Raw genomic sequence first — 21,499 nt, 5'->3', positions numbered from 1 at the left:
GCCCGTCCATGCCGAAGCACCTCATCAACGCCACCATCGACCTGCATGCCGAGCGCATCGACCGGGAGACGTGGGTCCGGCTGATCGCCGCACGCCGTGGCTACCGGCTCATGCCGAAACAGCACGCCGACGCCGACGGCTACCAGCGGATGACGTGCCCCGCCGAAGCGGGCAGGCCCAGTGCTCTCTCAAGCCCCACACCATGGGCGGCGGCATCCAACTCCCCCTCGTCGACCCGGAACCCAGCCCAATGGGACCGGCCAAGGGCTGCCGTCTGAACACCATCACCGTCGGCCCGGAAGCCGGCGCCAAGCAGTGGCAGGCCCTGGAGTACGGCGGCCCGGAATGGCAGAAGATCTGCTCCGAGGGCATCGAAGCCGCCGGCTCCCGACGCATCCGCGGCATCGCGGCCCAGACGATCCTTCTGGCCTTCCAGCTCGCCCACGCGAACCGTCGCAAGATCGCCAAGTGGCTTGAGACCCTCGCGCTCGGGGGCGAGCGTCCCCGCCGCCGCACCCACCACAGGCGGAAGATCAAAAAACGCGGGGCCTGGACACCGACCGGCCATCTGCCGTCGGCCGCCTGAGCCGACCGACCCCCAGCACCACCCGGAGAAACAACCACCACAAAAAGCAGGGCCCCGGCCGTGAGATACCTCACCGCCGGGGCCCTGCCACGTCCCTGTCCGGGCCAGGTGCGACCCGACAACGAGGAACGGGCCCCCACCGGTGACTTCCGTCACTGGTGAAGACCCGTTCCGTCGGTTCTTCGTGGTGCGCGAGGGGGGAGTTGAACCCCCACGCCCTTGCGGGCACTGGAACCTGAATCCAGCGCGTCTGCCTATTCCGCCACCCGCGCATTGGGTGTGTCCTCTGGCCCCTCGCCTTGCGGTCCGGCGCCTTCCGACACGCAGAACATTAGCACGCTGGAGGGGGTGGGTTCACATCGCTTTCCCGCGGGCAGCCGCCCACCAGCGGGTACGCACGCAGCCGCCGGACCCGGGGTGCCGACGGCCACGTAACAACCCGCGCCGGATCACGTACCAACCTCGTACCGGAGGCCCCGTCCGGCCAGGAGCCGGTCGGGGTCCACAGTCAGGTGCGGGACACTTGTCTGCGGCCGCCTCTACGATCCTTGACGAAGGAGTTCGACAGCGGAGTTCGAAGGGGAGCTCCACAGGGAACTTCGGAGGCGTCGACACCCGTCGACCGTGCCGACAGGGGGAACCAGCCGATTCACCGGCGCGTGGATACGATCAGTAAGCAGTACCAGCCAAGCAGCCGGCGCAGTACCCAGGACGGCAAGGACGGAGGAGGTGCCTCATGGGAGTCCTGAAGAAGTTCGAGCAGCGCCTCGAAGGTCTGGTCAACGGCACCTTCGCCAAGGTGTTCAAGTCCGAGGTCCAGCCCGTGGAGATCGCGGGAGCACTCCAGCGGGAGTGCGACAACAACGCCACCATCTGGAACCGCGACCGCACGGTCGTCCCCAACGACTTCATCGTGGAACTGAGCACGCCCGACTTCGAGCGGCTCAGCCCCTACTCGGGCCAGCTCGGCGACGAGCTCGCCGGCATGGTCCGCGACTACGCCAAGCAGCAGCGCTACACCTTCATGGGCCCGATCAAGGTCAACCTGGAGAAGGCGGACGACCTCGACACCGGCCTGTACCGGGTGCGCAGCCGCACGCTCGCCGGATCCACCGACCAGCAGGCCCCCGGCACCGCCGCCCCGGCCGGCCGCCCCGGAGCCGGCGGCTACGGCTACCCGCCGCCCGCCCCGGCCGGCGCCCCGCCCATGCCCGCCGCCCCGCCGCCCGGCGGCCGCGGCGGCTACGGCTACCCGCCGGCCGCCCAGGCCCAGCGCCCCGGCGCCGGCGGCCCGGTCGGCGCACCCGCCCCCGGGTCCCGCACCCGCCACTGGATCGAGATCAACGGCACCCGCCACCAGATCTCCCGCGCCACGCTGGTGCTGGGCCGCAGCACCGAAGCCGACGTGCGGATCGACGACCCCGGCGTCTCCCGCCGGCACTGCGAGATCCGGACCGGAACGCCCTCGACGATCCAGGATCTCGGATCCACCAACGGCATCGTGGTGGACGGGCAGCACACCACCCGCGCTACGCTCCGCGACGGCTCGCGGATCGTCGTGGGCAGCACCACCATCATTTACCGGCAAGCCGAAGGGTGAAGCGGGGGCAATGTCAGAGCTGACCCTCACGGTCATGCGGCTGGGTTTCCTGGCCGTACTGTGGCTGTTCGTGATCGTGGCCGTGCAGGTCATCCGCAGCGACCTGTTCGGTACGCGCGTCACCCAGCGCGGCTCGCGCCGGGAAGCCGGCCGGGCCCAGCAGGCCCAGCGCCAGGCGCCCCCGCAGCAGCGCCAGCAGCCGGCCTCCGGGGGCCGCCAGCGCCGTAACGCCCCCACCAAGCTCGTCGTGTCCGAGGGCACCCTCACGGGCACCACCGTCGCGCTCCAGGGCCAGACCATCACCCTGGGCCGGGCGCACGACAGCACCATCGTGCTGGACGACGACTACGCCTCCAGCCGGCATGCCAGGATCTACCCGGACCGCGACGGCAACTGGATCGTCGAGGACCTGGGCTCGACCAACGGCACGTACCTCGACCGGAGCCGGCTGACGACTCCCACACCGATTCCGCTGGGCGCGCCGATCCGTATCGGCAAGACCGTCATCGAGCTGCGGAAGTAGTGCTACATCATGAATAGGCGCGAGCGGAGCGAGCACGCGGCGTGGGCCCCCACCCCGGGCCCCGGCGCGCTCCCGACCGGAGGGTGGGCACCGTGCGGATGTATCCGGAGCCGACGGGCGAGGTGCGCATGAGTCTGTCACTGCGCTTCGCCGCCGGATCGCACAAAGGCATGATCCGGGAGGGCAACGAGGACTCCGGATACGCCGGGCCCCGCCTGCTCGCGATCGCGGACGGCATGGGCGGCGCCGCCGCCGGCGAGGTCGCCTCCTCCGAGGCCATCTCCACTATCGTCGCCCTCGACGACGACGTCCCCGGCTCCGACGTCCTCACCTCCCTCGGCCACGCCGTCCAGCGCGCCAACGACCAGCTGCGCTCCATGGTCGAGGAGGACCCCCAGCTCGAAGGCATGGGCACCACGCTCACCGCCCTGCTGTGGACCGGCCAGCGCCTCGGCCTCGTCCATGTCGGCGACTCGCGCGCCTACCTGCTGCGCGACGGCGTCCTCACCCAGATCACCCAGGACCACACCTGGGTGCAGCGTCTGGTCGACGAGGGCCGCATCACCGAGGAAGAAGCCACCACCCACCCCCAACGCTCCCTGCTGATGCGGGCGTTGGGCAGCGGTGAACACGTCGAGCCCGACCTGTCCATCCGCGAGGTCCGGGCCGGCGACCGCTACCTCATCTGCTCCGACGGCCTGTCCGGCGTGGTCTCCCACCAGACCCTCGAGGACACCCTCGCCAGCTACCAGGGCCCCCAGGAGACCGTGCAGCAGCTCATCGAGCTCGCACTGCGCGGCGGCGGCCCCGACAACATCACCGTCATCGTCGCCGACGTGCTCGACCTCGACACCGGTGACACCCTCGCCGGGCAGCTCTCCGACCAGCCCGTCGTGGTCGGCGCGGTCGCCGAGAACCAGAACCACCTGCACGACAACGGCATCATGCAGACCCCCGCCGGCCGCGCCTCCGGCCTCGGCCGCCAGGTGCCCGGACAGGGCGGCGGCGGATACGGCGGCCATCCCGACTCCGGCGACACCACCGGCTACGTCCAGGCTGGCAGCTTCGGCGACTACGGCGACGACGACTTCGTCAAGCCCCGCAAGGGCGGCCGCTGGCTGAAGAGATCCTTCTACACCGTCCTCGCGCTCGCCGTCATCGGCGGTGGCCTGTACGGCGGCTGGCGCTGGACCCAGACCCAGTACTACGTCGGCGTCAACGGCGAACACGTGGCGCTGTACCGGGGCATCAGCCAGGACCTGGCATGGGTGTCGCTCTCGAAGGTGTCCAAGGACCACCCCGAGATCGAACTCAAGTACCTGCCCCCGTACCAGCAGAAGTCCGTCCAGGGCACCATCGCCGAGGGCGACCTGAAGACCGCCCAGAAGAAGATCGACGAACTGGGCGTCCAGGCCTCCGCGTGCAAGAAGGAAGCCGCGGCCGAGGCCACGGAGCGCGGGAAGAACTCCAAGGCAGGTCAGGGCCAGGCCGGCGGCACGACGGGAACCACTCGGTCCTCCCTGACGTCAAAGGCCACACCGACCCCGACGACCACGTCCTCCCCGTCCCCCAACGCTTCCGCATCCCCGACCTCGCCCACTCCCACCCCCGGCCCCACCCTCTCGGACGAGGAGAAGCAGGTCGTCGGGAACTGCGGTACGCAGTAGGCAAGCCGTGAGAGGCCCTGTTACACGATGAGCGGTACTTCAGCCACGAACACGTCGACGCACCACACGTCCACGATCGGCGCGATCGGCGCACCGAGCCGCCGCAACACCGAACTGGCACTGCTGGTGTTCGCCGTGCTCATCCCGGTCTTCGCGTACGCCAACGTGGGCCTGGCCATCAACGACCAGGTCCCGGCCGGGCTGCTGAGCTACGGCCTGGGCCTCGGTCTGCTGGCCGGCGTCGCCCACCTCGTCGTGCGCAAGTTCGCCCCCTACGCGGACCCGCTGATGCTGCCCCTGGCCACCCTGCTCAACGGCCTCGGGCTCGTCGCGATCTGGCGCCTCGACCAGTCCAAACTGCTCCAGTCCATCGGCCAGGCCGGCGGCAAGGCGACCAACCAGCTGATCTACACCGCGATGGGCATCGCCCTCTTCGCGGTCGTCCTGATCTTCCTCAAGGACCACCGCACGCTCCAGCGCTACACCTACATCTCCATGGCCGGCGCGCTGGTCCTGCTGCTTCTCCCGCTCGTCCCCGGTCTCGGCGCCGAACTCACGTACGGAGCCAAGATCTGGATCCAGGTCGGCAGCTTCACCATCCAGCCCGGCGAGTTCGCCAAGATCGTCCTCGCGGTGTTCTTCGCCGGCTACCTCATGGTCAAGCGCGACGCCCTCGCCCTCGCCAGCCGCCGCTTCATGGGCCTGTACCTGCCGCGCGGCCGCGACCTCGGGCCGATCATCGTCGTCTGGATGATCTCGATCCTCATCCTGGTCTTCGAGACCGACCTCGGTACCTCGCTGCTGTTCTTCGGAATGTTCGTCATCATGCTGTACGTCGCCACCGAGCGGACCAGCTGGATCGTCTTCGGTCTGCTGATGTCCGGGGCCGGCGCCGTCGGCGTGGCCAGCTTCGAACCGCACGTCCAGACGCGTGTCCAGGCCTGGCTCAACCCGATGCACGAGTACACGCTCAGCCGCACCCCGGGCGCCACGGGCGTGCACTCCGAGCAGGCCATGCAGGCTCTGTGGGCCTTCGGCTCCGGCGGCACGCTCGGCACCGGCTGGGGCCAGGGCCACTCCGAGCTGATCCGCTTCGCCGCCAACTCCGACTTCATCTTCGCCACCTTCGGCGAGGAACTGGGCCTCGCCGGCATCATGGCCATCCTGCTGATCTACGGCCTGGTCGTGGAACGCGGCGTGCGCACCGCCCTCGCCGCCCGCGACCCGTTCGGCAAGCTCCTCGCCGTCGGCCTGTCCGGCGCCTTCGCGCTCCAGGTCTTCGTCGTCGCCGGCGGTGTGATGGGCCTCATCCCGCTCACCGGTATGACGATGCCCTTCCTGGCCTACGGCGGTTCCTCCGTCATCGCCAACTGGGCCCTGATCGGCATCCTGATCAGAATCAGCGACACCGCACGCCGCCCGGCGCCCGCCCCCGCCCCCAGCCCCGACGCCGAGATGACCCAGGTGGTCCGCCCGTCATGAACAAGCCCCTGCGCCGGATCGCGATCTTCTGTGGCCTCCTGGTCCTCGCCCTGCTCATCCGCGACAACTGGCTCCAGTACGTCAAGGCCGACGCGCTCCGTGAGGACCCGGACAACCGCCGGGTGCTGATCGCCCGGTACGCGACCCCCCGCGGCGACATCATCGTCGACGGCAAGTCCATCACCGGGCACGCCGAGACCACCTCCGGCGACTTCAAGTTCAAGCGCACCTACAAGGACGGCGCCATGTGGGCGCCGGTCACCGGCTTCGTGTCGCAGTCCTACGGCGCCACCCAGCTGGAGTCCATCGAGGACGGCATCCTCACCGGCAACGACGACCGGCTCTTCTTCCGCAACACCCTCGACATGCTCACCGGCAAGCCGAAGGAGGGCGGCAACGTCGTCACCACCCTCAACGCCGCCGCTCAGAAGGCCGCCTACGACGGTCTGAAGAAGCAGGGCGGCAAGGGTGCCGTCGCCGCCATCGAGCCGTCCACCGGCAAGATCCTCGCGCTCGCCTCCTACCCGTCGTACGACCCCTCGACGATCGCCGGCGGCAGCAACGCCGACGCCGAGGCCTGGAAGAAGATCGACAAGAAGAACAACCCCGACGACCCCGCCCTCAACCGGGCCCTGCGCGAGGTCTACCCGCCCGGCTCCACCTTCAAGGTCGTCACCGCGGCTGCCGCCCTGGAGAACGGCCTCTACACCGACGCGGACGAGAAGACCGACTCGCCCCTGCCGTGGACCATGCCGGGCACCACGACCCAGCTGAAGAACGAGGGCAACATCCCCTGCAAGAACGCCACCATGCGCGTCGCCCTCCAGTACTCCTGCAACACCGTCTTCGGCAAGATCGGCTCCCAGCTCGGCAACGACAAGATGCTGGAGGAAGCCAAGAAGTTCGGCTTCGACGAGCAGCAGTTCGTGCCCGTCCGCTCCAGCGCCTCCGTCTTCTCCGACGACATGAACCCCTCGGAGACCGCGCTGTCCTCGATCGGCCAGTTCAACACCGCCGCGACCCCGCTCCAGATGGCCATGGTCGCCTCGGCCGTCGCCAACAACGGCACCCTGATGAAGCCGTACATGGTCGACTCCCTCCAGGCCCCGAACCTCGACACCCTCGAGAAGACCGAGCCGGAGAAGATGAGCGAGCCGCTGTCCGCCGAGAACGCGCAGATCCTCCAGTCGATGATGGAGACCGTCGTCAAGGACGGCACCGGCAAGACCGCCCAGATCCAGGGCGTCACCGTCGGCGGCAAGACCGGTACCGCCCAGCACGGCGAGAACAACAGCAAGAACCCGTACGCCTGGTTCATCTCGTACGCCAAGGTCGGGGACAGCGCGCCGGTCGCCGTGGCCGTGGTCGTCCAGGACGACAACGCGGTCCGCGAGAACATCTCCGGCAGCGGTCTCGCGGCCCCCATCGCCAAGAGCGTCATGGAGGCGGTCATCGACTCCAAGAAGTGACCCCGCTCACGTCCCCTTCACATCGGTGCACGTTGCGATACCGGTCCTGTATCGGGTGACGCACTTGGCCAGGTCACACAAAGCAAGCCGGGTACGGTAGGCCCGGAGTGCAGCCTCCGACGGCACACACGTGCCGGTCGGGACCGACGGAGAGGGCTGGTAGGAAGCTATGGAAGAGCCGCGTCGCCTCGGCGGCCGGTACGAGCTGGGCCAGGTGCTCGGCCGTGGTGGCATGGCGGAGGTCTACCTCGCCATGGACACGCGCCTCGGCCGCACGGTGGCGGTGAAGACGCTGCGCGCGGACCTCGCGCGCGACCCGTCCTTCCAGGCCCGGTTCCGCCGGGAGGCCCAGTCGGCCGCCTCGCTCAACCATCCCGCGATCGTGGCGGTCTACGACACGGGCGAGGACTACATCGACGGGGTCTCGATCCCGTACATCGTCATGGAGTACGTCGACGGCTCCACGCTCCGTGAGCTGCTGCACTCCGGCCGCAAGCTGCTGCCGGAGCGCTCCCTGGAGATGACCATCGGGATCCTCCAGGCGCTGGAGTACTCGCACCGCAGCGGGATCGTCCACCGGGACATCAAGCCCGCCAACGTGATGCTCACGCGCAACGGCCAGGTCAAGGTCATGGACTTCGGCATCGCCCGCGCCATGGGCGACTCCGGCATGACCATGACGCAGACCTCCGCGGTCATCGGCACCGCCCAGTACCTCTCCCCGGAGCAGGCCAAGGGCGAACAGGTCGACGCACGGTCCGACCTCTACTCCACCGGCTGTCTCCTCTACGAGCTGCTGACGGTACGGCCGCCCTTCGTGGGCGACTCCCCGGTGGCCGTCGCGTACCAGCACGTACGCGAGGAGGCCCAGCCGCCGTCGGTCTTCGACCCCGAGATCACGCCCGAGATGGACGCGATCGTGCTGCGGGCCCTGGTCAAGGACCCCAACTACCGCTACCAGTCCGCCGACGAGATGCGCCTCGACATCGAGGCCTGCCTCGACGGCCAGCCGGTCGCGGCCACCGCGGCCATGGGCTCGGTGGGCTACGGCGGCTACCCCGACGACCAGGCGACCACCGCCCTGCGCTCCGACGCGGGCGCGACGACCATGCTGCCGCCGATGAATCCGGACGACGGCGGCTACGGCTACGACGACCGCCCCGACCGGCGCCGCCAGAAGAAGTCGAACACCTCGACGATCCTGCTGGTCGTGGCGGGCATCCTGGTGCTCGTCGGCGCGATCCTGATCGGCAAGTGGATCTTCAGCGGCGGCGGGGGCGCCGGCAACGACCAGGTGGACGTGCCCAACATCGTCAACCAGTCGCAGAGCGATGCCACCAGACAGCTGTCCAACGTCGACCTGAAGATCGGCCAGGTCACGGAGAAGCCCTGCGAGAACACGTCCAAGGGCAACATCTGCCAGCAGGACCCGACGGCCGGCACCAAGGTCGACAAGAACACCGCCGTCAACATCGTGGTGTCCACCGGGGCCCCGAAGGTGGCCGTCCCCAGCGTCCTCGGCCTGGACGTCGACAAGGCCACGGAAACGCTGGAGGACGACAAGTACGGGTTCGTCGTCAAGACCAAGCAGCAGGAGTCCGCCGAGAAGCCGGGCACCGTCCTGGCCCAGGACCCGAAACTGGGCGCAGAGGTGGAGAAGGGCTCCACCGTCACCCTCACCATCGCCAAGGCCGAGGAGAAGTCCACGGTCCCGGACGTGACAGGCCAGTCCTGTGACGACGCCAAGGCGCAGATGCAGGCGAACAACCTCGTCGGCAACTGCACCGAGGTCGAGACCGAGGACACCAACCAGATCGGCAAGGTCATCTCGACCGCCCCGCAGGCCGGCACCCAGGCCGACAAGGGCTCGTCGGTCAACATCCAGATCGGCAAGGCGGCGGAGAAGACCGAGGTCCCGCAGGTCGTCGGCCAGACGGTCGGTCAGGCCAAGCAGACCCTCAAGAACGCCGGCTTCAACAACATCCAGTTCGCGAACGGCAGCGACCAGAGCGACAACGCCTTCGTCGTCCAGCAGAACCCGGGCGGCGGCACCGAGGTCAACGACCCGGGAAGCACCCAGATCACCCTGGCCACCGTGGGCGCCGGAGGCGGCAACAACGGCGGCAACAACGGCGGCGGAGGCTTCTTCGGAGGCGGCAACGGCTAGCCGTACGGCACTGAACGGAAGAGCCCCCGCCCCCTCAGAGGGGGCGGGGGCTCTTCCGTTCAGTGGTTACCGCAGTTCCTTCGGCAGCGTCCGCTCGCTGTCCACCTTCTGCGTCCGCACCAGTTCCCCCCACACCACGTACCGGTACCGCGACGTGTACACCGGCGTGCACGTCGTCAGGGTGATGTAGTGGCCGGCCTTCTTCTTGCCGGACTCCTTGGGGATCTGGCCGAGGACGTCGACGTTGTACTTCGAGGTCTCCGAGAGGATGGCGTAGACCTTGTAGACGTACCACTCGTCCTTGGTCTCGAAGACGACCGGATCGCCTTCTTTGAGCTTGTCGATGTTGTGGAACTTCGCCCCGTGACCGTCCCGGTGCGCGGCGAGGGAGAAGTTGCCGGTCTTGCCGGTGGTGGGCAGCGTGGCCTTCACCGGGTCGGTGTAGTAGCCGGCCACACCGTCGTTGAGGATCTTCGTCGAGGTGCCCTTCTCGACCAGGACCTCGCCGTTCCTCATCGCGGGCACATGCAGGAACCCGATGCCGTTCTTGGTGTCCAGCGCGCCCGGACCCGTGTCCCGGCCCTCCATCCAGCTGTCGCGCACCTTGTCGGCCTGTTTGTCGGCCTGCCGGTCGGCGACGACGTTCGTCCACCACAGCGAGTAGACGACGAACAGACCCAGCACCAGGCCCGCCGTGATGAGGAGTTCACCGAAGAAGCTCACCGCCATGGCGATCCGCCCGGTGCCACGACGGCGCGGCGCGGACGGGCCGGTGTGCTGGTCTTGCTGCTCCGTGGTCGCTGCCACTAGTCATCTGCCCTTACTGGACGAGCGCATTCGGCTTGCCCTTGCTGCGCGGCCGTTCCTCGACCATCTTGCCCCAGACGATCAACCGGTACTTGCTGGTGAACTCCGGCGTGCACGTGGTGAGGGTGATGTACCGGCCGGGCTCGGTGAAGCCGGACCCCTTCGGGACGGGATCGATCACGCTCGTGTTGCTCGGCGACGTCACCGGCAGCGTCGACGTCATCTTGTAGACGTAGTACTCGTCCTGCGTCTCGACGATGATCGGGTCGCCGGGGCTGAGCCTGTTGATGTAACGGAAGGGCTCACCATGCGTGTTGCGGTGCCCGGCGAGCGCGAAGTTGCCGGTCTTGGCGTCCGGCATCGCCGTCTTCAGCTGACCCTCGCCGTAATGCCCGACCATGCCCTTGTCGAGCACTTTCTTGTTGCTGACGCCCTCCGCGATCGGCACGACCACGTCCAGCTTGGGGATGTGCAGCAGGGCGAAGCCCTGACCCGGCTCGAACGTGCCCGGGGCACCCTTCCCGCTCGCCCAGTCGTTCTGGAGGCTGCTCGCCTCCTTGTCCGCCGCTGCGTGCGCCCGCACGTTCGTCCACCACAACTGGTAGCTGACGAACAGCAGCATCAGCACACCGGTGGTGATGAACACCTCGCCGATCGCCCGGCTCGCGACGACCGCCGCGCCCGGTTTGCGCGCCTTCGCCTGCCGACGGGCCTCCACTCGTGAGAGCGGTCTCCCGCCCGAAGCCTCGGGCTCCGGCTGCACATCGGAGGCAGCGACCCCGCCATGACGCCCACGACGGCCCTTGGCGGCCTTTCTGCGGGCCGCACGGCCGCCCTGTGGGGATCCAGTGGCGGATGTGACGGAAGAGGCCCCAGAAGCGGGTATGGGAGGCGGCGGATCCGGTATCCGCAACGCCACCGTCTCGTCGTCAGCCGGCGGCACATACGGCAACGGGTCACTCTCGTAGGCATCACCGCCGTAGGACGTGTACGACGCGTCGCCGTACACGTCCTCGCGCTCGGGGCGCAGCGCCGTCACGCCGTGGCCCTGCCCACCACCGGGGCGAGCCCCGCCGACCTCGCCACCGCGCCCTGATCCCCGCACTCCACCAGCCAGTTGGCCAGCATCAGATGCCCGTGCTCCGTCAGCACCGACTCCGGGTGGAACTGCACACCCTCGACCGCCAGTTCACGGTGCCGCAGCCCCATGACGATCCCGTCCTGCGTCCGCGCGGTGACCTCCAGCTCGGCCGGCACCGTCGTCGGCTCAGCCGCCAGCGAGTGGTACCGGGTCGCCGTGAACGGGGTCGGAAGGCCCGCGAAGACCCCCCGCCCCTCGTGCTCGACCAGAGACGTCTTGCCGTGCAGCAGCTCGGGGGCACGGTTCACGACCCCGCCGTACGCCACCTGCATCGACTGCATGCCCAGACACACACCGAACACCGGCACCCCCGTCGAGGCGCAGTGACGGACCATGTCCACGCACACGCCCGCCTCCTCCGGCGTCCCGGGCCCCGGCGACAGCAGCACTCCGTCGAACCCGTCCTGGGCGTGCGCCGTCGACACCTCGTCGTTGCGCAGCACCTCACACTCGGCGCCCAGCTGGTACAGGTACTGGACCAGATTGAAGACAAAGCTGTCGTAGTTGTCGACGACGAGAATGCGCGCGCTCACTGGTTGTCCACCGTCACATCGTTGAAGGGCAGCAGCGGTTCGGCCCACGGAAAGACGTACTGGAACAGGACATAGACCACAGCAACGACCAGCACGAGTGAGAGCAGCGCCTTCACCCATGCGTTCCCCGGCAGATGCCGCCAGATCCAGCCGTACATGCCGTCCCTTCCGTCGCACCACGGCACCACACTCACGCCGTACCGCACCAGACTAACGGCGCAGGGCAACAGGCTTGCCGTCCTCCACAGGCTGTGTGGAGTCCAGATGTGCCCAGACGATCAGCCGGTGACTGTGTCCCCATTCCGGATCGCACGTGGTCAGCGTGAGATAGCGGCCGGGCCGCGTGTACCCGGAAGTACGTGGCACAGGATCGATCACCTCAATGTCAGTGGGAACTGTTTTGTAAGGCCCTTTGTCGATCCGATACGTGAACCAGGTCGTCCCGTCCGTCAGCACGACGGCGTCCCCGCGCCGCAGCCTCGGGAAGTCCTTGAACGGATCCCCGTACGTCCGCCGATGCCCGGCAACCGCGAAGTTGCCCTCCTGGCCCAGCCGCGCGGTGTTCGCGTAGTGCCCCAGCCCCTTCTTCAGGGTGCCGACCTCGGTGCCCTCGAGCACGGGCTTGTTCCACGTGAAACCAAGCCGCGGGATGTACATGATCGCGAAAGGCCGGCCCTTGCGATACGGCGCCGGCTCGGCCGGGGCCGCGGACGCACCGGCCGTCACCTGCGGCTGCCGCACGCTCCCCTTGGACCACTGACTCTGCAACTGGTCGATCTGGCGATCCATCACGGTGTCGGCCTTCACACCGGTCCAGAACAGCACATAGGCGACGAACAACACGATCAGGGCACCGACAGTGAGACACAACTCGCTGACGGCCCTGACGAAGACTCGCACCGACAGCCCCCCGGGCACCTACTCCACTGGCTTGGCGTACCGCAGATCCACTGTGCCCGAATAGCCGGGAAGAGTCACCGTGCCGTCGTCCTCGACCTTCCAGCCCAGGCCGTAGACATTGACGTAGACCATGTAGTTCTGGATCGCCTTGGAATCCGCGAGCGCCTGCTTCAGCTTCCCGGGATCACCCACCGCCTGGATCCTGTACGGCGGCGAGTACACCCGCCCCTGAAGGATCAGGGTGTTGCCGACACAGCGCACCGCACTCGTCGAGATCAGCCGCTGGTCCATGACCTTGATCCCCTGGGCGCCCCCCTTCCACAGGGCGTTGACCACGGCCTGAAGGTCCTGCTGGTGGATGACCAGGTAGTCCGGCTGCGGCTCGGGATAACCCGGCAGCTTCGCAGTGGCGTTCGGCGGGGCGTCGTCGAGCGTGACCGTGACCGCCTTGCCCTTGATCCGCTGGGTGCCCGCCCTGTGCTCCAGAGCCGTCAGCTTCTCGTCCTCGGCCTTCGTGCTGCCGTCGTCCCGCTCCGCCAGCGATTCGACGTCCCGGCGCAGCGAGCCGTTGGCCTCGTCCAGCAGACCGTTCTTGTGACTGCGCTCCTGGATCAGGTCCGACAGCTTCAGCAAGGAGGCGTCCGTACGGATGTCGGTGCCCTTGGCCGTATTGAAACTCGTGAAGAAGATCAGCCCCGCGAGAGCGAAGACGGCCACCGTGAGCACTCTCACCGGCCGGAAACCCCGCCTGCGGACAGGACTGGATCCGGACTGGGGGGAGTCGGCAGAATTGCTCAACGTACCCTTATCTCCTTCGGCGCCGCGGAAGCACTACGCTAACGGACGCCCGGGGGAGCGCTAAGAGTCCCCTTGTACGCTGCCCGGAGCCCGACCAGTTACCTGCGCGGCCACGCAGCGCATCGACAGGAGAGACCCTCGTGCCGAAGTCACGTATCCGCAAGAAGGCCGACTACACGCCGCCCCCGGCGAAGCAGGCGACCGCCATCAAGCTGAACAGCCGCGCCTGGGTCGCCCCCGTGATGCTGGCCATGTTCCTCATCGGGCTTGCGTGGATCGTCGTCTTCTATGTGACCGACGGCTCGCTGCCCATCGACGCCCTGGACAACTGGAACATCGTCGTGGGCTTCGGCTTCATCGCCGCCGGATTCGCCGTCTCCACCCAGTGGAAGTAGCTCTGCCCACGGGTATCCGCTGAGTTATCCACAGACTGGAGCACTTTCCACAGGGCCTGGGGAAAAGACTACGATCTGTGGATAACTCATCGGGCGTTGACGCCGGTGCGACCATCACACCAGCCCCCGCAAGACCCCTCGCCCCCTGCCTGACCTGCGGAAACACGGGTCAGCGACAGGGGGCACAGCTGTTCCCGCACTGTATGCACAAGATCCGCCACTCGCTGTGGACAACGTGCAGCTCAGGTCAGCTGCGCGGTCCTCACCAGGACCATGACCACGAGGACCAGCAGAACCACCGCGCAGGTGCCGTACTGCACCAGCGCCCGCCGTTCGCGCGGGGCGTGGACCATGCCGTAGCCCGTGACGAGCCCGGCGACGAGGCCGCCGATATGGGCCTGCCAGGAGATGCTGCTCCAGCCGAAGGTGAAGATCAGGTTGATCACCAGGAGCGCGATGATCGGCCGCAGGTCGTAGTTGAGCTTGCGCATCAGGACGGCGGTCGCGCCGAAGAGGCCGAAGATGGCTCCGGAGGCGCCGAGGGTCGCTGTGGCCGGGGCGGCCAGCAGGTAGGCGAGGGCGCTGCCCGCGAGCCCTGAGACGAAGTAGACGGCGAGGTACCGGGCGCGGCCGAGGGCGGCTTCGAGGGGACCGCCGAGCCACCAGAGGCTCAGCATGTTGAAGCCGATGTGCCAGATCTCCTGGTGCGCGAACATCGAGGTGACCAGGCGGTAGTACTGTCCGTCGGCGACGCCCTCGCGGAGCGGGAAGGGCGGCGGCGGATAGGCGCCCACGAGGCTGAGGTCGGCCGCGAGGGACGGGTTGGCCTGGATGGCGATGAAGACCGCGAGGTTGATCCCGATGAGGATCTTGGTGAACAGCCTGGGGTCGGCGGTGACGCTGCCGCCGGCGATGGTGCGGGGTCTGGCCGCGGCGGGTGCGGGTCCGGTGCCGCCCCCGTCGCGTACGCACTCGGGGCACTGGAAGCCGACGGAGGCACTGACCATGCATTCGGGGCAGATGGGGCGTTCGCAGCGGGTGCAGCGGATGCCGGTCTCGCGGCCCGGGTGCCGGTAGCAGCTGGGCAGGCTGTGGGCCTGCGGTGAGCTGTCCGCCTCCTGGTTCATGACATCCCCTCGTCGCCCTGTGCGGTCGTGGCGCGTGCGCCGCCCCGCTCGTCCTTACGGTTGAGCGGGGCGTTTGGTTCCCTGCGCTGGGGTACTCCGGTGGCTCAGCGGGTTTCGACGACGACCGATTCGATGACGACGTCGTCGACCGGCCGGTCGTTGGGGCGGCTGGTCTTGACGGCGGCGATGGCGTCGACGACCTTCTGGCTGGCGGGGTCGGTGACCTCGCCGAAGATGGTGTGCTTGCGGTTCAGCCAGGCCGTCGGGGAGACGGTGATGAAGAACTGCGAGCCGTTGGTGCCGGGACCCGCGTTCGCCATGGCGAGGAGGTAGGGCTTGTTGAAGCCGAGGTCGGGGTGGAACTCGTCCTCGAACTCGTAGCCGGGGCCGCCGATGCCGGTGCCGAGGGGGTCGCCGCCCTGAATCATGAAGCCGCTGATGACACGGTGGAAGATCGTGCCGTCGTACAGCTTCTTGGTGGACTTCTCGCCGGTGCCGGGGTGCGTCCACTCGCGCTCGCCCTGGGCGAGTTCGACGAAGTTCTTGACGGTCTTCGGGGCGTGGTTCGGCAGGAGCCGGACTTCGATGTCGCCGTGGTTCGTCTTGAGGGTGGCGTAGAGCTGCTCGGCCACGATCTGCCTTCCGTTGTCTTCCTGTGCCCGACCGATCCTCGCACGGATCCGGTCGAGGAGGGTCCGGGCGGGGGCGCTGGGCGGCGATCCGTGGCATTGTCGTCGACAAGCTCCTGTTGCCACGTATTCATCCGCTATTGATCCGGATGCCCGCCCTCAGGTGCCGGGCTGAGTTCCGGCAGGCATGATCCGTAAAAGGGTGGAAAGTCGAATTACCGTACGCCACCGAGGAGGAGGATCCCGTGACCCGCATCGACAGCGTGCGCGCCGCGACCGGCTCGGCGAAGGACAGCGTGCTGCACGCCGCGGAAGTGGTGGCGCCCTACGCCGACACGGCCAAGGACAAGGCTTCGCAGTATGCGACCGAGGCGCGTGTACGGCTCGCGCCGAAGGTCTCCCAGGCCGCCGAGCAGGCTCGTGTCCAGTACGGCGCCCATGTCGCGCCACGTCTGGAGCAGGCCCGTACGCATGTTCCACCGAAGGTCGACCAGGCGGCCCACGAGGCTGCCGTTCGTACGCGTAAGGCGGCTCGTCAGGCCGCCGACTATTCCCGTCCGAAGATCGAGCAGGCCGTCGCGGTGGCCGTTCCGGTCGCCGGTGAGGCCACGGCACGGAGTGCGGCGGCGCTGGCCGCTCTGCGTGGCCAGGTCTCGCCCAAGGAGGTCCGCAAGCTGGTCCGCAAGCACGAGCGGCGGGCTCGCGCCGGCCGGCTCGCCAAGGCGCTTGCGGTCGCGGGCCTGGTGGCGGGGGGTGCTTACGCCGCGTGGAAGTGGTGGGACAAGCAGGCCAATCCTGACTGGCTGGTCGAGCCTCCCGCTGCGACCGAGGTGCCCGAGTCGGGTCGGCTGACGTCCGTCGACGGCACCGGCCAGTCGGTTCTGGACCCGGAGGTCCAGGCGAAGGAGGCCGAGGAGGACGCGGCGAAGAAGGACGAGCGCTGACGAACGGCGAAGGGCGCTGAGGAACGAGGAAGGGCGCTGACGCCGTTTCGGCGGCGTGTATCAGGGGTGGGGCGGAGAGTTCTCCGCCCCACCCTCATGTTCACCCGACGGGGTGGCGGGAGCGGTGGGGTGGCTCCGGCGGTGCCGGGGTGCGCCACAGTCGCGGGGTCATGTCCTGCGACCGTCTCGTGGCGGTCTCCCGACCGGATGGACCGCCGCCGTCATGAAGTCCGCCGCTGTGCCGAAGTCCGCGCGTCGCGGGCTGCTCGCCCTGGCCGTCGTTTTGCTGCTTCTGGTGTCGGCGTGCACCGAGCGCGCCCCGGCCCCTGAGCCCGCCGCCGTCCCGGCGTACGGCGCGTACGTCGGTTACGAGCCTTCGGACACGGCGCGACTGATGGCGCTCGGTGCCTGGCTGGGCGGGCCCGCGCCCCGGGTGGGGCATGTGTACCTGCCTGGTGACCGCTGGAGCAACATCGAGGGCGCTCCGGGTTATCTGGAGTCCTGGGCGACGTGGCGGCGGGCTGATCCGCGGCGGATGTTCGTCCTGAACGTGCCGATGCTGGAGCGCAGCGAGGCTCATCTCCCGGACAGCACGGTCGCGGCTGAGCTCCGGCGTGGGGCGAGGGGCGCGTACGACGCGCATTTCCGTGTCCTGGCCGGCCGGCTGGTGGCGTTGGGTGTCCCGGACACGGTGGTCGTGCTGGGCTGGGAGATGAACGGCACGACCTATACGCATCGCTGCGGGCCGGACCCGGCGGCGTGGAGGGCGTACTGGGCGCGGATCTCACGGGTGATGCGGTCGGTGCCCGGTCAGCACTTCCGTTTCGAGTTCACGCCGACCCGGGGCCGCGACGCGATCCCGTGGCCGCGCTGTTATCCGGGCGACGAGGTCGTGGACATCGTCGGCATGGACGCCTACGACGCCCCGCGGGGCCTGGGTTTCTCCGGCCAGCTGGACGAGCCGTACGGTTTGCGAGCGCATGTCCGTTTCGCCCGTGCTCATGGGAAGCCGTTCTCGTATCAGGAGTGGGGCCTGTTCGAGAACGGGGACAACCCGGCGTACATGCGCGGCATGCTCACGTGGTTCGCGGAGCAGCGCCCTCTGTACCAGTCGATCAGCGACTACTGCCCGCACGGCGTGTGGTCCTGCCGGTCCCATCCGAGGTCGACGGCGGTGTACCGCGCGTTGATGGGCGCGCAGGGGTCGTAGGTGCCCTGCGGGAACGCAAATCCCCTCCGCCCGCGTTTCCGCAGGTCGGAGGGGATTTGGGGAGTGGAGCCTAGGGGAGTCGAACCCCTGACATCTGCCATGCAAAGACAGCGCTCTACCAACTGAGCTAAGGCCCCGGGAAGAGGGACGTCCGCCGGATGTACCGCTGCCGGTGGGCGCCGCAGACCAGAGTACCGGGTCATCCCCGGTATTCCGCAAAAAGATTGGGGGTCCCCGCGAACGACCACTCTCCGTAAGATGCTCGGCGTGGTTCGCTGTCGCGAACCGCGGTTTTTTGGGGAAGCGATGGGGAGACGCACATGGACGCCGCACAGCAGGAAGCGACCGCAAGAGCGCGGGAGCTTCAGCGGAACTGGTACGGGGAGCCGCTGGGGGCGCTGTTCCGTAAGCTCATAGAGGACTTGGGCCTCAACCAGGCTCGTCTCGCGGGGGTACTGGGACTGTCCGCGCCGATGCTGTCCCAGCTGATGAGCGGTCAGCGGGCGAAGATCGGGAATCCCGCCGTGGTCCAGCGGGTGCAGTTGCTCCAGGACCTGGCGGGGCAGGTCGCCGACGGCAGCGTGAGCGCGGCCGAGGCGACCGAGCGGATGGACGAGATCAAGAAGTCGCAGGGGGGCTCGGTGCTCAGCAACACCACGACCACGACCAGCAGTTCGGGTGCGCCGACGGTCAAGCGGGTGGTCCGTGAGATCCAGTCGCTGCTGCGCTCGGTGGCCGCGGCCGGAGACATTATCGATGCGGCCGACACTCTCGCCCCGACCCACCCGGAGCTGGCAGAGTTCCTCCGGGTCTACGGTGCCGGCCGTACCTCGGACGCCGTCACGCACTATCAGTCCCACCAGAACTGAGCCGTCCGCCCGGCCGTCGAAGGGGGTTCGGCAGCCGGGCGAGGGGCCGTGCTGGTGTGACGGGGGGCGCGAGGGGGTCGCGCTCCTCACCGGGGGTGACACACGGGGGTGTGTCGGCCGCCGGGGAGACGAGGGACACGGGGCCGTATCTCTCATCGGGGAGGCCACGAGGGGTCGATTCACTCATCGAGGGGCAGGCAAGGGGGACAGCCGCAGGGGGAGGAGCGACGCGCAGTCATGGGTGAGGTGTTCGCGGGCCGGTACGAACTGGCCGATCCGATCGGACGTGGAGGCGTGGGCGCCGTCTGGCGTGCCTGGGACCATCGGCGCCGCCGCTATGTGGCTGCGAAGGTTCTGCTCCAGAGCGACGCGCACTCCCTGCTGCGCTTCGTCCGCGAGCAGGCTCTGCGGATCGATCACCCCCATGTTCTCGCGCCGGCCAGCTGGGCCGCGGACGACGACAAGGTCCTGTTCACCATGGATCTGGTCTCCGGCGGCTCACTGGTCCATCTGATCGGGGACTACGGCCCGCTGCCGCCGGTGTTCGTCTGCACGCTGCTCGACCAGCTCCTCGCCGGGCTGGCCGCGGTGCATGCCGAGGGCGTGGTCCACCGGGACATCAAGCCGGCCAACATCCTGCTCGAGGCGACCGGTACCGGGCGGCCCCGGCTGCGGCTGTCCGACTTCGGCATCGCGATGCGGCTGGGCGAGCCGCGGCTGACCGAGACCAACCTGGTCGTGGGCACGCCGGGCTATCTCGCCCCCGAGCAGCTGCTCGGCGCCGAACCGGACTTCCCCGCCGACCTGTTCGCCGTCGGCCTGGTCGCGCTGTACCTCCTGGAGGGCGCCAAGCCCGACGCCAAGGCACTCACCCAGTACTTCGCCGCCCACGGCACTCCGAGCGCGCCCCAGAGCGTTCCCGAACCGCTCTGGCAGGTCGTGGCCTCCCTCCTCCAACCGGACCCTCAGGCCCGCTTCCGCACCGCCACCGGGGCCCGCAAAGCCCTCGCCGCCGCCTGTGAACTCCTCCCGGAACCCGGCCCCGAGGACGACCCGATCGAGATCTTCGACCAACTCGGCCCCCTGCCACCTGGTTTCGCCCCCGAGGGCCCCCTGAAGCAGGCACCGGGTGTGGACCCGAGCAGGACGAGGACCGGGGGGGCCGGGTCCGGTTCTTGGTCCGGCCCCGGACACGGCCCCGGCTCGGGGTCGGGGTCGGGGTCGGGGTCGGGGTCGGGGGGAGGAACAGGGCTCCGGACGGGTGACGGAGGCGAGGGCCGGGGGGCGGTCGGGGGTGGGCCGCCCTACGGCACTGGGAGATCTGACGGGGACGGGCCCCCCTACGGCAGTGGGGGGCCGTCGGAGAACTGGTCGGCGGCTGGGGGGTCTTACGGAGGCGGGGGGTCCTCCGGGGACGAGGACGGAGTGTCGTCCGGGGGTGTTCGCGAAGGCGCGGAGGCCTTCGGCAGCGGTGGAGGAGAAGGGGGCACGGGGGAGGCGTGGAGCCCTTCCTGGCGGGGACACAGCGCCGGCGCCGATCCCGGAGCTGCGAATCGAGCAACTCCCTGGCACGGCCAGTGGAGCGAGGCAGGTTCCCGGCCCGGCCAGTGGAGCGGGCCGGGTTCTCTGCCAGGCGAGCCGAACGGGGCGGGTTCCTGGCCAGGCGAGCCGAACGCGGCGGCTTCCCGGCCCGGCGAGCCGAATGGCGCGGGTTCCTGGCCAGGCGAGCCGAACGCGGCGGCTTCCCTGCCCGCCGAGTCGAATGGGGCGTCCTCCTGGTTCGGGGAGGGCAGCGGCGGGTCCTCGCAGCCACGCGGAGCGGCGGACAACGCCTCCTCGTGGCCCAGCGGAGGGAACCGGCAGGCCTCCTTCCAGCCCGGTGAGATGGGCGGGGCAGCATCCCGACCCGCTGAGAGAAGCAACTCGTCCTGGCCTGGTACGGCAGACCCGCAATCCGACTCCGGAGCAGCGAACCCGGAGCCCAGGCCCGGAGAAACGAACCCGTGGACCCATCCCGGGCAAGCCGACCCCGTGCCCCGGGCCGAGCAAGCCAACCCGCCCTTCTGGCCCGGAGAATCGAAGCCAACGCCCTCTCCGAGGACCCCTTCCGCTGAACCCGGCGCGGACTCCGGGGCCTACTGGTCCATGCACACCACCCCACCCGCCCCCCCGGGGCCGCCCTCGGTGTCGAGGACCGGCAGCTTCCATCAGCCATCGCCCCAGTCCCCGACCTCGCCCCCGCCAGAGCAGCGGCAGGAGCAGGAGCACCAACAGCCACCCCACCCCCAGCGTCACCCCGCCTACATCTCCCCCCATGACCCGACGCCCCCCACTCACGTCCTGCCCTCCCCCAACCCTCACCCTCACGCCCCACGTTTCCCCCCGCACCAGCCCCTCGCTGATGTCTCTACTGCTTCGTACACCGCTCAGACCCCGCAGGTTCCGCCTCCGGCCAGGGCAATTTCCCGCGCACGCCGAAGCGGCCCACCCGCCAAGGTGGCGATCCCCCTGCTGCTTCTGGCCCTGGCCTGCTACGCCGTGGGTTTCTGGGCCCTGGCTCAGATCTGAGAACCCGGCACGCCACGAAGAGACCCGAGTACCGAACGGCCCACGGCCCACGGCCCGCACCGCACGCAGGCGGGCGGGCGGGCA

General features: G+C 68.9%; 19 protein-coding genes, 2 tRNA genes and 1 pseudogene. 12 read left to right on the top strand and 10 right to left on the bottom strand.

Annotated elements, in window-relative coordinates:
- The first annotated feature begins 154 nt into the window (after positions 1 to 154).
- Positions 155 to 586, top strand: a complete 432-nt coding sequence (locus IF54_RS43405; RefSeq protein WP_234438997.1) for a hypothetical protein — start codon at positions 155 to 157, stop codon at positions 584 to 586.
- A 185-nt stretch (positions 587 to 771) separates the two neighbouring features.
- Here IF54_RS43405 and IF54_RS0117665 read toward each other — a convergent pair.
- A tRNA-Leu gene (locus IF54_RS0117665) sits at positions 772 to 858 on the bottom strand.
- Between the two features lie 464 nt (positions 859 to 1,322).
- Between IF54_RS0117665 and IF54_RS0117660 the strand changes: the two genes are divergently transcribed.
- The 6 genes from IF54_RS0117660 to pknB all read left to right on the top strand — a co-directional run bounded on the left by IF54_RS0117660 (position 1,323) and on the right by pknB (position 9,494).
- Complete coding sequence (locus IF54_RS0117660) at positions 1,323 to 2,186, top strand: FhaA domain-containing protein (protein WP_020134184.1); 864 nt, start codon at positions 1,323 to 1,325, stop codon at positions 2,184 to 2,186.
- 10 nt (positions 2,187 to 2,196) lie between these two features.
- On the top strand, positions 2,197 to 2,709 hold the full coding sequence (locus IF54_RS0117655) for an FHA domain-containing protein FhaB/FipA (protein WP_030319619.1): 513 nt from the start codon (positions 2,197 to 2,199) through the stop codon (positions 2,707 to 2,709).
- A gap of 98 nt (positions 2,710 to 2,807) precedes the next feature.
- The gene (locus IF54_RS0117650) at positions 2,808 to 4,376 is read left to right on the top strand and encodes a Stp1/IreP family PP2C-type Ser/Thr phosphatase (RefSeq protein WP_030319617.1); all 1,569 of its coding nucleotides are present in this window, start codon (positions 2,808 to 2,810) and stop codon (positions 4,374 to 4,376) included.
- A 27-nt stretch (positions 4,377 to 4,403) separates the two neighbouring features.
- A complete protein-coding gene (locus tag IF54_RS0117645; RefSeq protein ID WP_030319610.1) occupies positions 4,404 to 5,858 on the top strand; it encodes an FtsW/RodA/SpoVE family cell cycle protein in 1,455 nt (484 codons plus the stop codon).
- A complete protein-coding gene (locus IF54_RS0117640; protein WP_030319608.1) occupies positions 5,855 to 7,327 on the top strand; it encodes a peptidoglycan D,D-transpeptidase FtsI family protein in 1,473 nt (490 codons plus the stop codon). The genes IF54_RS0117645 and IF54_RS0117640 overlap by 4 nt, the downstream gene beginning before the upstream one ends.
- Positions 7,328 to 7,496: 169 nt before the next feature.
- Positions 7,497 to 9,494, top strand: coding sequence for a Stk1 family PASTA domain-containing Ser/Thr kinase (pknB, locus tag IF54_RS0117635; protein ID WP_030319607.1), 1,998 nt, complete (start codon positions 7,497 to 7,499; stop codon positions 9,492 to 9,494).
- Between the two features lie 66 nt (positions 9,495 to 9,560).
- On the opposite strand, the gene IF54_RS0117630 is transcribed toward pknB, so the two are convergent.
- The 6 genes from IF54_RS0117630 to IF54_RS0117605 are packed head-to-tail and all read right to left on the bottom strand — an operon-like array spanning position 9,561 to position 13,673.
- On the bottom strand, positions 9,561 to 10,301 hold the full coding sequence (locus IF54_RS0117630) for a class E sortase (RefSeq protein ID WP_030319606.1): 741 nt from the start codon (positions 10,299 to 10,301) through the stop codon (positions 9,561 to 9,563).
- A 13-nt stretch (positions 10,302 to 10,314) separates the two neighbouring features.
- On the bottom strand, positions 10,315 to 11,340 hold the full coding sequence (locus IF54_RS0117625) for a class E sortase (protein ID WP_030319604.1): 1,026 nt from the start codon (positions 11,338 to 11,340) through the stop codon (positions 10,315 to 10,317).
- On the bottom strand, positions 11,337 to 11,975 hold the full coding sequence (locus IF54_RS0117620) for an aminodeoxychorismate/anthranilate synthase component II (RefSeq protein ID WP_020134176.1): 639 nt from the start codon (positions 11,973 to 11,975) through the stop codon (positions 11,337 to 11,339). The genes IF54_RS0117625 and IF54_RS0117620 overlap by 4 nt, the downstream gene beginning before the upstream one ends.
- On the bottom strand, positions 11,972 to 12,133 hold the full coding sequence (locus IF54_RS41225) for a hypothetical protein (RefSeq protein ID WP_019324742.1): 162 nt from the start codon (positions 12,131 to 12,133) through the stop codon (positions 11,972 to 11,974). The genes IF54_RS0117620 and IF54_RS41225 overlap by 4 nt, the downstream gene beginning before the upstream one ends.
- 52 nt (positions 12,134 to 12,185) lie before the next feature.
- Positions 12,186 to 12,875, bottom strand: a complete 690-nt coding sequence (locus IF54_RS0117610) for a class E sortase (RefSeq protein WP_030319601.1) — start codon at positions 12,873 to 12,875, stop codon at positions 12,186 to 12,188.
- A gap of 18 nt (positions 12,876 to 12,893) precedes the next feature.
- Entirely contained in the window at positions 12,894 to 13,673 is a 780-nt protein-coding gene (locus tag IF54_RS0117605) for a DUF881 domain-containing protein (protein WP_078852012.1), read from the bottom strand.
- A gap of 140 nt (positions 13,674 to 13,813) precedes the next feature.
- On the opposite strand from IF54_RS0117605, the gene crgA reads away from it, so the two are divergent.
- Positions 13,814 to 14,068 carry a cell division protein CrgA gene (crgA, locus tag IF54_RS0117600; RefSeq protein ID WP_007383302.1) on the top strand — a complete coding sequence of 85 codons (255 nt, stop codon included), beginning with the start codon at positions 13,814 to 13,816 and terminating at the stop codon, positions 14,066 to 14,068.
- Positions 14,069 to 14,310: 242 nt separating this feature from the next.
- Here crgA and IF54_RS0117595 read toward each other — a convergent pair whose 3' ends face one another.
- Positions 14,311 to 15,195 (bottom strand): rhomboid family intramembrane serine protease, encoded by an 885-nt coding sequence (locus tag IF54_RS0117595; RefSeq protein ID WP_030319591.1) that lies wholly within the window; start codon positions 15,193 to 15,195, stop codon positions 14,311 to 14,313.
- Positions 15,196 to 15,299: 104 nt separating this feature from the next.
- Positions 15,300 to 15,827: a peptidylprolyl isomerase gene (locus IF54_RS0117590; protein ID WP_020134172.1), complete on the bottom strand. Its 528-nt coding sequence runs from the start codon at positions 15,825 to 15,827 to the stop codon at positions 15,300 to 15,302.
- Positions 15,828 to 16,069: 242 nt separating this feature from the next.
- On the opposite strand from IF54_RS0117590, the gene IF54_RS0117585 reads away from it, so the two are divergent.
- Positions 16,070 to 16,768: a DUF5324 family protein gene (locus IF54_RS0117585; RefSeq protein WP_030319588.1), complete on the top strand. Its 699-nt coding sequence runs from the start codon at positions 16,070 to 16,072 to the stop codon at positions 16,766 to 16,768.
- A gap of 223 nt (positions 16,769 to 16,991) precedes the next feature.
- Complete coding sequence (locus IF54_RS0117580) at positions 16,992 to 17,978, top strand: glycoside hydrolase family 26 protein (protein WP_037820113.1); 987 nt, start codon at positions 16,992 to 16,994, stop codon at positions 17,976 to 17,978.
- Between the two features lie 64 nt (positions 17,979 to 18,042).
- Here the strand turns inward: IF54_RS0117580 and IF54_RS0117575 are convergent.
- A tRNA-Ala gene (locus IF54_RS0117575) sits at positions 18,043 to 18,115 on the bottom strand.
- Between the two features lie 183 nt (positions 18,116 to 18,298).
- Here IF54_RS0117575 and IF54_RS0117570 point away from each other — a divergent pair.
- Both IF54_RS0117570 and IF54_RS42180 read left to right on the top strand, forming a co-directional pair.
- Positions 18,299 to 18,847, top strand: coding sequence for a helix-turn-helix domain-containing protein (locus tag IF54_RS0117570; protein ID WP_020119478.1), 549 nt, complete (start codon positions 18,299 to 18,301; stop codon positions 18,845 to 18,847).
- 237 nt (positions 18,848 to 19,084) lie between these two features.
- Positions 19,085 to 20,012, top strand: a pseudogene (locus IF54_RS42180) (serine/threonine-protein kinase); the annotation flags it as partial.
- Between the last annotated feature and the right edge of the window lie 1,487 nt (positions 20,013 to 21,499).

The organism is Streptomyces sp. NRRL B-3229 (assembly GCF_000719505.1).
Lineage (GTDB): Bacteria > Actinomycetota > Actinomycetes > Streptomycetales > Streptomycetaceae > Streptomyces > Streptomyces griseorubiginosus.
Note: the sequence above shows the minus strand (reverse complement) of the source record. Positions and strands in the feature narration are given on the sequence as shown.